Below are 13,824 nucleotides of genomic sequence, written 5' to 3'. Positions count from 1 at the left end.
GTTCTTGTAAATATAAAGAATGTAACTTAACAGTCTTAAGCTATTGGGCTTTATTTACTCATCAAACCGTTAATTTTGGAAATTGTTTTCCAATTACGGGTAGTTGCACTAAGCTTGAGGTGCTTTTCAATGCTGGTGTTGGTGAATTTAGTTTTATGAAAAGGCCCATGGCAAAGCAGGTAAATATGTTGATTGCCAATTACGAATTGATCATTGGGCGATTTCATCTTATTGAGCATACTGATGCTTTCCTGTGGTGGACTATCCTGAAGAAGAATGAGGTGCAGTTTGTTTATATCTTCCCTTATAAACGGATTGCTTTGTGTTAAGCCATTCCATTCTTTTTTGTTTCTAACAATTACAGGAACATCATAGTCGAACTGTTCACTTATTGCTTCGCTAATGCTTGTTTCCAAGGTAGAGTTGCTAGTTGCTTTGTATTCAAAAATTACATTTCCGCTTTGTATGTACGTAATGATATTGCGAAATCCTAGTTTAATAAAAAGCTGTTTCAAGTCTTTCATCAATAACTTGCGTTTGCCTCCAACATTAATGCCTCTAAGTAGAGCTACGTATTGTATCATCACTTTATTTATTCTTCTGAATTTGATAGCTTTTTATCAAATCAATTGTGTGATTAATTATTTCTAAGCCTCCCCAATTACCATGGCCTGGTACAATAATGTTAGCCTCAGGATAGGCATACTGGACCTTCTCTAATGTTATGTCCCATTCTTCTACCGAAGCATCGGCAAGATTTCCTAGACCTTTTGATGAAGCAGACTTTACCATACATCCTCCAAATAATAGCCGCTGGTTGGGAAGCCAAATAGTAATGTTGTCAAAGGAATGGCCAACACCAAAAAAACGACATTCAATGGGCTCATTGTTAAATTGGCAGTCGTACTCTGTATCAAAACCGATTGTTGGAGCGGTAATTCCTTCTGCCATACATTTATCAATAGTTGCTTGGCAAGCCAATGATTTTGCACTGATGCTGTGTAGGTAATCTAATCCACCGATGCAATCTTGGTGGTAATGGCTGGCTATGTGCGCCTTAATTTTTACCTGAAAAATAAGGTCCAGAAATTCACACAACTGTTTAGTTTGTTCGTTGCTCATGGGGCTGTCAATCATAACAGCTTCGCCCTTTCTTATAATTAGCAGACCATTGCATGAAAAACGACCGTATTCTTGAGAATTAACCCATGATTGATGAATGTATATTGAGTCTTGCAAATGGATTAACTGTAAATCCTTATTGATATGAATGGTGTCTGTTTGTGCCCTTAATATAGTTGAGAACACCAATAATGTGAAAAGGGCGAGAATGCTTTTTTTCATGGCGCAATTTTTTGTTGATTCCTACAATCTGAAACAATAGGAATTATCAAATGATCAATGTTTTTAATAAAGTTACCATGTTTTTGTCGGATGTCAATAACAGGCAAGGCGATAAATTGATTGCAGATATGCATCCAAATAATCTGCTAGTACATGTAGCTTGCTTAGGCGTATGTATTAGTATCATAATGGTATTGAGTGTAATTTTGCAGCGGATTCGCTTTCCTGTGATATGGTTTTGATTTCTCGCCTGTAATGTCCTACGTTTAAGTTCTTGTCTAGCGCGAGCATTCAACCTTTAAGCGCAGAAAGTAAGATTTACTATCTACTGCAGATTTTTTTTACATAAAAGGTTGTGCTTGGAGGTGTATTTATGTTAATTAAATTGATGTTTTAATCATTGGAATTAGTCTATTAGTCCATAATTACTGTCCTTCTATAAAATGCAAGGGTAATGATTGGCGAGTTGTGGTGCTAGTTAATTACTTTTGTATTATTAAAATAACAAAAGGTTAATGACTGTTCATATTATTTCTGAGGATCAAGTTTTTATTACAATAATTCATCGATTGTTAATTAATCGGTTCGGAAAAGTTAAGTATACCAAAAGTCGTAGTTTTAATGAAGTCAAACTAATGTCCGAGAATAGCGTCTATGATGTTATTTTGTTGGATAAGTTTATTGCTGGAACTGCCCCATTTGAACTGTTGTCATTTCTAAGGAATAAAAAAAATATACTAACACCCATTTTTTATTTTACAATTAATGAGCTTGATGAGGTTAGAGCATTGGAAGTAGGAGCTAATAAGGTTATAATAAAGCCATTTGTGCCTAGTGACTTAATGGACGAGGTGCAGTTGTTAAATAGTAATGCATAAAAATGAAACGATTTAAAAAACATATACTACTATTGGGAGCATTGTTTCTACTTGCATTAAATTGTAATTCGCAGATCAACTGTGATTCCTTATTTAATGTAGCTATAGACCATGCCAGAGTAAAGGAGTATTCTGAAGCAATAGATAAGGCAAGTATAGTGGTAGTTGCTGATTCATCTCGTAATGATGTGCGCTTATTTATTGCAAATGTATATGCGTGGCAATCGGAATACAGTGAGTCGAAAAGAATCATTCAAGAAGTGTATACTGCTTCTCCAGCGAATGAAGATTTGTACACTACATGGCTAAATGTATTGCTTTGGAATAAAGAATATGTACAACTCTTAAAAACAGTAAAGATCGCCGTAGATAATCAGTACGGGAATCAGCATAATTTAACTATGAAAGAGGCATTGGCTTATAAAGGCTTAAAGCAATATTCAGGAGGTATACGTGCTATTAATCAACAATCTAATTTATTAGATTCTGCTGACGTTATTGATTTATACAAGAGCTTGATGAATTTGGATAAATCCAATGTGATTTCTCTTTATTATAAACTTGAAGTATTTGATCAAGAGTCAATTGACCCCCAGCATCTAGGGTATGTGGAGTATGGTTTGAATAATAAACGAGAAATCTGGATTTTACGATTAAATTATGCTAATAGATTTGATCTACAGGACTTTCAACCAGAGGTAGATTGGTATCATAACTTTGATAATGGAAATTATTTCTACGCAAATTATGGATTTGGCTTTGGAAATAGCCTATTTGCAAACCATAAAATTGGCTTTGAGTACTATCTGCCATTTGGAAAAGGCAATGAAGCAAGTTTGGGAGTTCGTTATTTAGTGTTTCCAGATGAAGATGCAGTCGTTACAACTGGGTCTATATCCAAATACATTGCTAATTGGTGGATTTCGGCCAGACCTTATGTCGCTATTAAGGATGGGGGATATAATTTTACAGGCCTATTAAAAGCACGCCTTTATGACAATAACCCAATAAACTATTGGGGAATGGAATTGAGTTATGGCAACTCTCCTGATGATCTATATTTTTATTCTATTGGGAAAAATAATGAATGGCATGATGCTTATCGTTTACGATTAGAGAGGAATATGTCGTTGGGTAAAGTGAATGAGTTGAGAGTTTCGGCTGGTTATGGGCATGAAGAGATAAAGACAGGTCTTTTTAGGGATAGATTTATTTTTGATATTTTATTTAAGCGTCGCTTTTAAATATGAGGCAAGTATTAGGACTACAGTTGGTAGAATATAGTAAGTGGGCTGTAAGAGTACTCGTTACGCTTTTGCCCTTATTGATATTGTATATTTTATATTTACCAAGTGTTTCAATTAAAGAAAAGGTATATATCAATCCGTTCATTCAACATGAATGGTGGACAATTTTAGTAGGCTATTTTATTTTTATTTGTGTAGGGGGTGTTTTGGGCTTTGTATTGGTCGGTAGTTACATTACTTATAGACGAGCTTGGGTAACCATGCTTATTCCCCGTTTAACCAACATCTATGTTAATATTATAGTAGAATATTTATACGCAGATAAATATAAGAATGTTTCCGAACGTAGAACTTTAATCGATCGGGTGAGAAAAATAGGTAGCCAGAAACTACGTACCGAAGCTTTTATAAAATCCATTACCAAGGTTCAAGAAGCAGTGGCCGAAAATCATAGTGAGGCTTTTAAGGAGCTAATTAAGGAGCTCAATGTAGAAAAGGCCATTGTAAGGTTTTTGTATTCCTATAATACAAGCGATCGTATATTGGGTATGCGATTTGTGTCTTATTTAAGGATTAAAGAACAGCGTTATATCGACCAGATATTCAAATATTCAAAATCAAAAAATTTTGCACTTAGGAGTGATGCTTATGCTGCCTTGATTCGTATGGTTGAAGGAGATAATAAACTGGCTGAATTTATTGGAGATAGTCATGACTTATCGTTGTTGGATATTAATTTCATAGTTAGCGCTGTTATCAAGAATTTCAAGATGAATATTGATTATCATGATTTTTTAGCGTCGCCAATGAAGAGAAAGATTATTGTTGGTTTGCTCTTGTCCAAATATAGGTACGATAAAGAACGTAAAAGCTTAATATTGATTCTAAATTACATAGGGCATGAAGAATATGCGATAAATTATTTAGCATGGGATGCCTTTCTAAACTTGGTGCCAAAAGATGAAGCGGCAGATATTATTATTGACCGATTCTTTCAGGAGCAAGAACGTATTCAATTAATGATTCTACGAAACGTTTATGGCATCCGAAATGACAGATTGTATGATATGCTGGAGAAGGCAGTTGAAAAAGGAACAATAAGGGTGAAGTTGGAAGCGATGCGGATTTTGTTTAAGGAACAATTTAATCGGATCAGTATGTTCTATGCGAGTGATGATTTGGAAATAAAAGTCGTTTTAAAAGAGGTTGCAGATATACATATAAGTGTTTAATTATGGATTGGGAAAGTAATTTACATACTGGGTTTAACGCCTTTTTTCTTATATACGGCTCTGTATTGTTTATATCGTATTTACTTATTGGTATTATATCAAGCTTTGAATTAAAGAACTATACACGTAGAAATAAACATTTTGATTTTAGTAAGATTGCCAATTTTAAAGTGTTACCTTCAATTTCAATTATTGCACCTTGCTACAATGAAGAAAAAAGTATTATCCAAAATGTAAGAAGTTTGCTTTCTCTTCATTATACTGAATTAGAGGTTATTGTAGTGAATGATGGTAGTACAGATGCTAGTCTTGAATTGTTGATAAAGGAATATAGACTGGTAGAAGTAGAGTATGCCTATGAGCACTTGCTTAAAACCGCCAAAGTGCGAGGTGTTTATAAGTCAACTGATTCGAGTTATGCTAATCTTATTATTGTCGATAAAGAAAATAATGGAAAAGGAGATTCGTTAAATGCAGGAATCAATATTTCACGCTCTAACTATTTTCTTGGTATTGATGTTGATTGCATAATTGAGCCAGATGCACTATATCGTATGATTAAACCATTTCTTGAGGAGTATGGAATGAAAAAAGTAATTGCATCTGGAGGTGTAATTCGTGTTGCTAACTCGTGTAAAGTTGAGAATGGACAACTCACTGAAGTTGTTTTTCCGAAAAATATTTGGGCTCAATTTCAAATATTAGAATATTTTAGGGCTTTTATTCTTAGTAGGATGGCTTGGAGTAAAATCAATGGTTTGTTAATTATATCAGGTGCTTTTGGTTTATTTGACCGTGAGCTAGTGCAAAAGGTAGGTGGTTACGACACCTCCACTGTAGGAGAAGACTTAGAGTTGGTCATTCGTATGCGTAAGTATATGCATGAGGTTGAAAAAGTACCTTATCGTATTGCTTTCATTCCAGAGCCACTGTGTTGGACAGAAGTGCCAGATAATATTCGTGTCTTATATCGTCAGCGTAATAGGTGGGCAAGAGGATTAATTGATTCATTGTCAAAGCATCGTAAAATGTTTGCTAATCCCAAGTATGGACGGATCGGAATGGTTGCATTTCCTTTTTGGGTGTTCTTTGAATGGTTAGGTCCGATACTTGAGTTTATAGGGGTATGCTATTTTTTTATAATGATTACCATGGGGCGCGTAAACATTAAGTTTGTCATTCTTTTTACTCTGTTTGTATTAGCATTTTCAGTACTTTACTCTGCCTTTGCTGTTTTTTATGAAAAATATCTATATGACAGGTATAAGGGAATTGGTTTTATGTTCAAAATATTTTTCATATCGATACTTGAGATACTTGTATTCCATCCCTTAAATGTGTTTTTTGCACTAGCAGGGAACTACGATTTTTTTATTAGGCGTAGAAAAAAAGGATGGGGAATAATGAGCCATAAAGGATTTAAACCTTAACTTTAATAACAAAGATGACAAATAGTAATTCAATAGATAGGGTAGCTTTGGTGTCGATAGAAGTACAGACTAAGGGATTTATAAAGATATTAGATGATTTTGCTTTAAATTCTGAATCAGACAAGCTTATTGAATCAACATTACGTTATTTAGATAAATACACTGTTTGTTTTGAGGCTGAAGAGGTTATTATGAAAGATATTTCTTATGCTCATGCCAAGCAACATCAGGCTCATCATCATTTTTTTATTCAAGAGTTGAGGCAATTTCAACTAGATTACCGTATCAAAAACACAACTCTTGGACCTCGTTTATTTCTATTTATGAAAAAGTGGTTGGTATCGCATATACAGGCTGAGCATGCTCAACTTATTGAAATGATTACTGAGCATGGCAATAAGGTAGATACTTGTAGTGATAGTGAAGTGTAATATGTGGTTTTTTTATATCCGTGGGGTGTACTTTAATAATAAATGTGAATATAATTTAGATTAATAATGATGTTAAAACTGCTATAATCATTAATGTGATTATCAAAGTTGTACAAAACAAATTTTTAATGCTTCCAAGGTATTGTCTCTTTATTATCGTTCTATTAATTTTTGATGAAATAAAATGCCAAAAGTCTTTTTCAAAGGAGTCCATAATTGAATTTAGTGGCTTTTTGTGGCATAAGAAAGAACAGTATTCTAAAGTTGGTCCTGGTCCGAACTATTTTGGATTACATAAAAATAATGTAATCATTGATAAAAAAGGCCGTCTTCATCTAAAAGTAAAGCGGCATAAAGGTGCATGGTCTTGCGCCGAAATTAGTACAGACTCCATTCTCAAAGAGGGTAAATATGAAGTGTCATTTTATTGCTCCAGAGCAAAAATGCCATCTAATTTGGTTTTGGGTTTGTTTTTATATGATAAAAAAAATGCTCCATCGTATAATGAGGTGGATTTTGAGCTGTCGAAGTGGAATAAAGCAGAAAGTATGAATGCCCAGTATGTTGTTTATAATGATACGAGCTTATGTGTAAAACGCTTTGATTTATCATTTTTAAAACAAGAAACGAAACTTACATTTCTAATTAATTCAGATAGTATTACTGTAAGTAGTTCTTGGCTTGATGACAGACGTTTAATTTATAAGAGTACTTTTGTACGACCTACCACTTTTGAACCTCGTCAATTAAGGTTTAGAATGAATCTTTGGTTGATAGATTCTGTTACCAATAGGTTAAATCCTTTTGATGTAATCATTACTTCTTTTGACTATACTGAACTTTGAGCAATTGCAATAGTTACTTTACGTAGGTTTCAAATTCTTTTAATGACTCCTTGATTATGTAAAAAGATGTTTTAACATGTTCTTTAGTTACTGGCATTGAGTCGGAGTTCCACTTGTCCCACGTAAACCTTTGGGTAGTTAATTTCGAATTGCCAAGTATGGCAGTAACAGAAATTCCATCAGAAACCTCCACTTGCTTGTTGTTTTTACCAGTTCCTCGTCTTGGTTCATAATCTGTAATATGCATAACTTCCATTTGAGCTGGATTATTAAAATTAATTATAGCCCATGGAAGTTTAAAAGTATACTCTTTTTTATCAATTATTACAGCATCTCCTCTTATTGGTTTTTTATGATCCCTAATTTTTAAACTGCTTGCATCAAATTCACTACCCGCACAATAATCGTCCTCTTGTTTATTTCGCCACATTACTTTGTTCCAGCCTAAAGCATTACTAACGGTTGAATAAAAATGTTGCCCCTCTATGGGGTAGCCTTCAAGTCCAATGCCAAACATGTCGTATGCTTTCGTAACAAAGAGGTTTGCGTTATTCTTAATAAGCCTAACACAAAATTCTGCTCTATTATCAGTTGTTTGCTTGTTTGGAAGAATGGACTCTCCCTTATTCTTGTCGTAGGTGTCCAATGCAAGCCAAAGAGTATCGGTGTCCTTAAGTTCTTCTTTTAATTTCAGTTTGATATAGAATCCTTCTATATCAGCATCTAATGCAATAGATTCAATGTTCATAGAATTGGATTTCTGATGGTAGTCTGAATAATCTGCCTCTTCGGGAATATATGTTACCATCCCAAAGTTTTGTTCAGGATTGTATAGGTTATGCCAATGTAGTCGAGTGTGTGGATTTACATTTTCCTGATATATCCAAGTTACTTTAAACCATTCATCGATCCATGCAAACTGCATTCCACCACCGCAGCCAGCCTCTTTTATATTATGCATCATTCTAATAGTATGTTTTGCTTGCTCTTCTTCATTGGCACCCCCCTGATGCATGCCATTAGATGTATACCTTACAACTCCCCAGCCGTTGGGCATGCCAAATTCTGCAATAATGAGAGGTCTGTTGTCGTAATGTTCTTTTAAATGGTTCAAATAGCCAAAGTAGCTATTGGAGCCCTCATTGTCATAGTAATTTTGGTAATCAGGGTCACAGGAAATGAAATCAGGAAAATATGGATAAGCATGGTAGCTTGCAAAATAGCCTGCTGGAGCATTGTCTTCGTTGATTTGATTTAGGTCTATGTGCGTAATGTCTTCATCGCCAGTTTCTGTCGGGTGTGTCATTGGATCCAGTGTTGGCCAGCTGGAAAAGCTCATTGGATGTTGTTGTCCATATTGACTTTGCTCATAATTTAGTGCAATGTCTAGCCTTTCAGTAGCCCAAGCTTCTGTGGGTGTTGAATTTTCAATACTGAATCTTGTACCACTGTATGAGCTTATATCAGGATTTGCTAAATCGGTACCTATAACTTCGCTAGGTGCGATTTCTCTACCAATGATATAGCCAATAACCCAAGGCGACACATCAGCGGTGTATTTTCCTGACGCCCATCCCCACCTTTCAGGCAGATTAGCATTACCATGTACTACGTCAATAACCTCCTTTATTCGCTCGTCGAAATAATCTTTAAGTGGCATCTTTTCAAATTCGATACTTTCATTAATATCTCTTACAAACCATACTTCGCTGGTGTAAAAGTCAGAAGGTTTTTCGTACTCCTCATCAAGCCAGGCACCTGGCATTAGGTATAGAGGAGTGCCTTGGTTTTTTTCATTGAACTCTTTTAAAGCCTCATAAAAGCGAGGATAATGTATTGTGTATATTCTAATTGTATTGTAACCTGCATTTGCCATCATCTTGAACCATTTACTATATAATTCCTTCGACGGAGCCATTTCGGCTGGGCTTGTTCCAGGTATGGCTGCACCAAGGTTGATTCCTTTAATGTAAAATGGGGCATAGTCGTTTCCATTATATTGCTCAATGAATTTATCGCCACATTTAAAGGGCAAAATTGTATTTCTGTCAATCACAAAGTCTTGATTCTCTTTCTCGATGGTTAGGTTTCTAACAATGTGCGTTTCGAAATCCTTGCCGCTGATACGTGCTGTGTAGTGAGAATTGTTGTAGTTGGTTGAGCTTAGATCGTTAACGTCAGATTCTTCAATATAAAAGTCTATGCGCTGTGTAACGAACTGGATTAGTTTGGAGCTTCTGTTATCGTTCCCAATAGCGAAATTAACAAGGTAGATTTTGTTTTCGAGGAAGTGTCTAATGTTTGAACAGTTGAATGAAAATTGATGAACGCCAGCACCAAAACTTTTATTGATGATTAGTGCTGTTTCTTTTCCACTTATGTCATATAATGCAAGTCTTACTTGGCTTGATGCTCGTAAGGCTATATTGATGTTCATTATTTTTGAAGTCCAATCAACAACTACATAAGCGTATTTAATAGTTTGAGATTGCTTGTTCGATTGCTCGATTTTATAGTTGCCATTTGTATCACTTGTAGTACTAAAGATATCATCAGGTGTTATGTTATTATAAATTTCAATTTTTGCATTAGTACATGGTGAGCCATTTTTATAAGTAATTTGACCATTAAAATTCTGACCGAATAGACCACTTGTAACAAGAAATAATAGACTAGATAGTAGAAAAGATAAATTATATGTCCGTACATTCATTGTGTAAATATTGAAAAGTGTCTGAATAGATCTTATTTGTTTAAAAGTAAACTAAAGTATCTATAAAATGTTGTTTCGTTGATAATCTTTTATGAATGGATGATGTCTTTTTACGAAAATTCCTTCTGGTTAATTAAAATTGTATAATGGTTAGTGTTGTACGTTATATTGGCTTGAATAAACAGATTTGTTTAATAGTAAAGAATTATGGTTTGCTTAAAAGATACTATCTGTAAAGAGTTAAGAAAACTAAGGTCTCACGCTAATATTTTGTCTTTCGTTGATGCTATTTCCAAGTCATGCATTATTTTTGCGTTGTAATTAATTAATAAGATGGATACTTTTCATATTGACTCGCTGGATAATATCGGAGCCGTAGCGGCAGAGTTTCTAGCCAACTATAAAGATGAAAGAGTTTTGGCTTTTTATGGGCCAATGGGTGTTGGTAAAACAACCTTTGTTAAAGCTCTTTGCCAAGAATTAAAAGTGGAAGACACGGTTAATAGTCCAAGTTTTGCCATCGTAAATGAATACCGAACGTTCGAAGACGAAACGGTTTATCATTTTGATTTTTATCGACTCAAGGAAGAGGAAGAGGCCTATGACATGGGCTATGAGGATTACTTGTACTCTGGTTGCTATAGCATGATAGAGTGGCCTGAGAAAATTGCTTCGTTATTGCCAGAAGGGCGTCTGGAGCTTTTTATAGAAGAGCTGGAAGATGGGAGTCGAAAAATTACAGTTGAGAAGCGTTAAAAACATCTTCCCCAATTTGCTTTTTTTTCCTATCTTGATGCTTTGTTATTAAGGAAAATGACTTGTTATGATGGGAGATAAAGCTTCTTATTTCCCAATGGGCCAAGCTGGCTTACTTCCTCAAGAAGAGATGCTTGAGGTGGGGCGACGCAAAAAAAGCTTATCCATTGGTATTCCAAAAGAAAGTTCACGTTTTGAAAATAGGGTGGCATTAACACCACAAGGTGTAGAGTTGTTGGTAGCCAATGGTCATTCGGTTATTTTTGAATCGGGCGCTGGGGATAAAGCGCACTATTTCGATCATGATTTTGCCGAATGTGGGGCTCAAGTAGTCAATGGTAATACGCAGGTGTTAAAAGCTGATATTGTGCTAAAGGTATCTGCACTTACTGAAGATGAGATGAATAAAGTGGAGGCTAATCAGTTGATTATATCCCTTTTGAATCTGTATAATCAATCTCGCGAGTCAATTCAGAAAATGCTCGACAGGCGTTTGAATGCCGTTGCATTTGAATTATTGAAAGATGATAACGGTTGTTATCCGGTGATTCGAAGTATGAGCGAAATTGAAGGTACGGCATCAGTTATGATTGCCAGCGAATACCTTAGTAAGGCGCATAACGGCAAGGGTGTGTTGTTGGGTGGTGTTACAGGTATATCTCCTGCCGAATTAGTTATTTTGGGAGCTGGAACTGCTGGTGAGTTTGCTGCCAAAGCGGCTTTGGGTTTGGGAGCATCTGTTAAGGTGTTTGATAACTCTTACCATAGTCTGCGCGAGATGGAGCGTAATATCGGTCAACGTATTTTTACTTCAGTGCTTCATCCTCAGGCTTTGACAAAGGCCTTACAAAGTGCTGATGCAGTATTGGGTAGTTTACGATATCTACAAACAGGCAGGTCTTTTATGGTTACAGATGAGCAAGTTTCACAAATGAAGAAAGGAACCATTATCATTGATTTGAGCATGGATCAAGGAGGATGTTTTGAAACAAGTAAATGTACAGATCTTGATCATCCTGTTTTTAATAAACATGGTGTTATTCATCATTGTGTACCTAATGTAGCTTCCCATGTGTCGCGTACCTCTTCTATTGCCTTGAGTAATATTTTTGCACCAATATTACTGCGTTTGGGAGAATCCGGCGGAATCAATCATTTAATAAAAGAGGATTTAGGCTTAAGCCATGGTATGTATTTGTATAAAGGTATTTTAACCAACAGTCTTATTGGTCGTAGGTTTAATATGCCTTATAAAGATATTGGCCTCCTAATGGCGGCCTTTTAATTACATTAGATTGGTTTTAGGAATTTCAGAGCTGATTCTATTTGTTTTTTCAAACGGGATGGTGAAACAAAATTGGGCACCATTGGTGTAGCTTTTATCCAGCCATATTTCACCTCCAAGTGTGTCAATGTATTTTTGCGAGATAGCTAAGCCTAGCCCATTTCCACCAAATTCGCGAGAATGGGTTGTTGAGACTTGTCTGAACATATCAAAAATAATCTCTTCTTTTCCATCAGGAATGCCTAAGCCTGTGTCTTTAACAAAGAACAGTAAGTTGTCATCTACAATTGAGTAACCGAATTTAATCCATCCGTCCATTGTAAATTTAACTGCATTGTCGAGTAAATGATTAAGCACTTTTAGTAAGCCTTGCTGGTCGGTAATAATTTCATCGTTATTATCTTCCATTCCTTTTTCTAAATACAACTTTAAGGGTTTATGCATGAGTTTTACCTCGCGCATATAGTGCATTAGCATATTTTCAAGAAGTTCATTTAGTTTAAATAACTTAGGACCCTCTTGAATCAATCGCGTTTGTAGCTTAGAGATGTCGATGAGGTTGTCCATTACTTTTAAAAGCTGGAGTCCATTCAGATTGATAATGCCAATATATTCATCTCTTTCTTCCTTGCTTATCGCATCAGTTCTTAATAATTCCGAGAAACCTAAGATCACGTTCATTGGTGTTCTAATCTCATGGCTTAGGTTGGCCAAGAATGTCGATTTCAAGTGATCATTCTCTTTCGATTTCTTCTGTGCTTCGTTTAACTTATTTAAAGAGATGTCAAGCTCATTGTTTTTGTTTTTTAGTTCCAGGTGAGTTATTTCGAACTCTTTATTTCTTAAGCTAAGTTCTTCCTTCGCTTTGGTGTGCTCTATTTCACTGCTCATACGAGGCGTGAAGAGGTAAACAAATGATTCTATTACCTCAGCTTGCTTAATAGGTGAGTTGAAAAGAGCAATGAAAATGCCATTGGGCTGATAGCCAGAGTTGAAGAGCGGTATGCCAATGTAGCCTTCTATCTTTTTTTCAGCCAAAAAGCTGTCGTTAGGGAATTTTTCCCAAGCACCAGATGTTATTTTACAGGTGTTTTTGCCAATCACATTATTGCATGGTGTGTTTTCTAAGCTATAGGTTACAGCCGCTAAGCTTTTCTTTCCATCGGTAAATGCTAATGATTCAATGTTGTTGTTTAGGGCTGAGTAGCGGCCAATTATTATATAATCAGCACCAATTTGCTTGCAGAGTTGCTGAGCTTCTGTTTCAAAATATTGTTGCCCAATATCGCGGTTAACGGGTGTTATAATATCATAAATAGTCGGTTCAACTTTTTTGAACCGACTAAGTATTGAGTTATTTTTTTTGAATGGGTTTTTCCAATTCATATGTTTCGTGTACTAATGAGGATTTTAAAATACTCAAAAAGCACAAAGTGCTAAAGTTTTTTTGACAAAGAGACATCTTTTTTACTTTGAATTGCCTTAATCGCTTGTTAAAAGTTTGTCAGGCAATTAAGAGCAATAGTTTCATATACTCTAATTAATTACAAGTTTTTAAGCCACTTTATTAGTGGAGCTATTAATATTTTTCTCTCTCGGATCAAGACATATATAATCCTGACGATATGGTGTTTTGTTTTTAATGACGCTGTAAATAGTTCTC

Annotated in this window: 12 protein-coding genes; 8 read left to right on the top strand and 4 right to left on the bottom strand. The window is 35.3% G+C overall.

Annotated elements, in window-relative coordinates:
- Positions 1 to 50 precede the first annotated feature (50 nt).
- Together FNN09_RS19685 and bla are read right to left on the bottom strand one after the other, a co-directional pair.
- A complete protein-coding gene (locus FNN09_RS19685) occupies positions 51 to 584 on the bottom strand; it encodes a DUF1697 domain-containing protein (protein ID WP_143304205.1) in 534 nt (177 codons plus the stop codon).
- A gap of 4 nt (positions 585 to 588) precedes the next feature.
- The gene (bla, locus tag FNN09_RS19680; protein ID WP_143304204.1) at positions 589 to 1,344 is read right to left on the bottom strand and encodes a subclass B1 metallo-beta-lactamase; all 756 of its coding nucleotides are present in this window, start codon (positions 1,342 to 1,344) and stop codon (positions 589 to 591) included.
- Positions 1,345 to 1,859: 515 nt separating this feature from the next.
- On the opposite strand from bla, the gene FNN09_RS19675 reads away from it, so the two are divergent.
- The 6 genes from FNN09_RS19675 to FNN09_RS19650 all read left to right on the top strand — a co-directional run bounded on the left by FNN09_RS19675 (position 1,860) and on the right by FNN09_RS19650 (position 7,407).
- A complete protein-coding gene (locus tag FNN09_RS19675; protein ID WP_143304203.1) occupies positions 1,860 to 2,222 on the top strand; it encodes a response regulator in 363 nt (120 codons plus the stop codon).
- A 2-nt stretch (positions 2,223 to 2,224) separates the two neighbouring features.
- Positions 2,225 to 3,466 (top strand): YaiO family outer membrane beta-barrel protein, encoded by a 1,242-nt coding sequence (locus tag FNN09_RS19670; RefSeq protein ID WP_143304202.1) that lies wholly within the window; start codon positions 2,225 to 2,227, stop codon positions 3,464 to 3,466.
- 2 nt (positions 3,467 to 3,468) lie between these two features.
- Positions 3,469 to 4,701, top strand: a complete 1,233-nt coding sequence (locus tag FNN09_RS19665) for a hypothetical protein (RefSeq protein WP_143304201.1) — start codon at positions 3,469 to 3,471, stop codon at positions 4,699 to 4,701.
- 2 nt (positions 4,702 to 4,703) lie between these two features.
- The gene (locus tag FNN09_RS19660) at positions 4,704 to 6,131 is read left to right on the top strand and encodes a glycosyltransferase (protein WP_143304200.1); all 1,428 of its coding nucleotides are present in this window, start codon (positions 4,704 to 4,706) and stop codon (positions 6,129 to 6,131) included.
- Between the two features lie 14 nt (positions 6,132 to 6,145).
- Complete coding sequence (locus FNN09_RS19655) at positions 6,146 to 6,562, top strand: hemerythrin domain-containing protein (RefSeq protein ID WP_143304199.1); 417 nt, start codon at positions 6,146 to 6,148, stop codon at positions 6,560 to 6,562.
- A 128-nt stretch (positions 6,563 to 6,690) separates the two neighbouring features.
- Complete coding sequence (locus FNN09_RS19650; RefSeq protein ID WP_143304198.1) at positions 6,691 to 7,407, top strand: glycoside hydrolase family 16 protein; 717 nt, start codon at positions 6,691 to 6,693, stop codon at positions 7,405 to 7,407.
- Positions 7,408 to 7,420: 13 nt separating this feature from the next.
- Here FNN09_RS19650 and FNN09_RS19645 read toward each other — a convergent pair whose 3' ends face one another.
- Complete coding sequence (locus FNN09_RS19645; RefSeq protein ID WP_143304197.1) at positions 7,421 to 10,120, bottom strand: hypothetical protein; 2,700 nt, start codon at positions 10,118 to 10,120, stop codon at positions 7,421 to 7,423.
- A gap of 333 nt (positions 10,121 to 10,453) precedes the next feature.
- Here FNN09_RS19645 and tsaE point away from each other — a divergent pair, with 333 nt between their 5' ends.
- Together tsaE and FNN09_RS19635 are read left to right on the top strand one after the other, a co-directional pair.
- Positions 10,454 to 10,876, top strand: a complete 423-nt coding sequence (gene tsaE, locus FNN09_RS19640; protein ID WP_143304196.1) for a tRNA (adenosine(37)-N6)-threonylcarbamoyltransferase complex ATPase subunit type 1 TsaE — start codon at positions 10,454 to 10,456, stop codon at positions 10,874 to 10,876.
- Between the two features lie 67 nt (positions 10,877 to 10,943).
- Positions 10,944 to 12,161 (top strand): alanine dehydrogenase, encoded by a 1,218-nt coding sequence (locus tag FNN09_RS19635; RefSeq protein ID WP_255434199.1) that lies wholly within the window; start codon positions 10,944 to 10,946, stop codon positions 12,159 to 12,161.
- Here FNN09_RS19635 and FNN09_RS19630 read toward each other — a convergent pair whose 3' ends face one another.
- Positions 12,162 to 13,547 (bottom strand): sensor histidine kinase KdpD, encoded by a 1,386-nt coding sequence (locus FNN09_RS19630; RefSeq protein ID WP_143304195.1) that lies wholly within the window; start codon positions 13,545 to 13,547, stop codon positions 12,162 to 12,164.
- Between the last annotated feature and the right edge of the window lie 277 nt (positions 13,548 to 13,824).

Source organism: Carboxylicivirga sp. M1479, from assembly GCF_007097485.1.
Taxonomy (GTDB): Bacteria; Bacteroidota; Bacteroidia; order Bacteroidales; family Marinilabiliaceae; genus Carboxylicivirga.
Note: the sequence above shows the minus strand (reverse complement) of the source record. Positions and strands in the feature narration are given on the sequence as shown.

Coding starts and splice junctions, on each gene's coding strand:
- FNN09_RS19665 (WP_143304201.1), top strand. CDS start 3,469: ATGAGGCAAGTATTAGGACTACAGTTGGTAGAATATAGTAAGTGGGCT.
- FNN09_RS19630 (WP_143304195.1), bottom strand. CDS start 13,547: ATGAATTGGAAAAACCCATTCAAAAAAAATAACTCAATACTTAGTCGG.
- FNN09_RS19635 (WP_255434199.1), top strand. CDS start 10,944: ATGATGGGAGATAAAGCTTCTTATTTCCCAATGGGCCAAGCTGGCTTA.
- FNN09_RS19675 (WP_143304203.1), top strand. CDS start 1,860: ATGACTGTTCATATTATTTCTGAGGATCAAGTTTTTATTACAATAATT.
- FNN09_RS19655 (WP_143304199.1), top strand. CDS start 6,146: ATGACAAATAGTAATTCAATAGATAGGGTAGCTTTGGTGTCGATAGAA.
- tsaE (WP_143304196.1), top strand. CDS start 10,454: ATGGATACTTTTCATATTGACTCGCTGGATAATATCGGAGCCGTAGCG.
- FNN09_RS19685 (WP_143304205.1), bottom strand. CDS start 584: ATGATACAATACGTAGCTCTACTTAGAGGCATTAATGTTGGAGGCAAA.
- bla (WP_143304204.1), bottom strand. CDS start 1,344: ATGAAAAAAAGCATTCTCGCCCTTTTCACATTATTGGTGTTCTCAACT.
- FNN09_RS19670 (WP_143304202.1), top strand. CDS start 2,225: ATGAAACGATTTAAAAAACATATACTACTATTGGGAGCATTGTTTCTA.
- FNN09_RS19660 (WP_143304200.1), top strand. CDS start 4,704: ATGGATTGGGAAAGTAATTTACATACTGGGTTTAACGCCTTTTTTCTT.
- FNN09_RS19645 (WP_143304197.1), bottom strand. CDS start 10,120: ATGAATGTACGGACATATAATTTATCTTTTCTACTATCTAGTCTATTA.
- FNN09_RS19650 (WP_143304198.1), top strand. CDS start 6,691: ATGCTTCCAAGGTATTGTCTCTTTATTATCGTTCTATTAATTTTTGAT.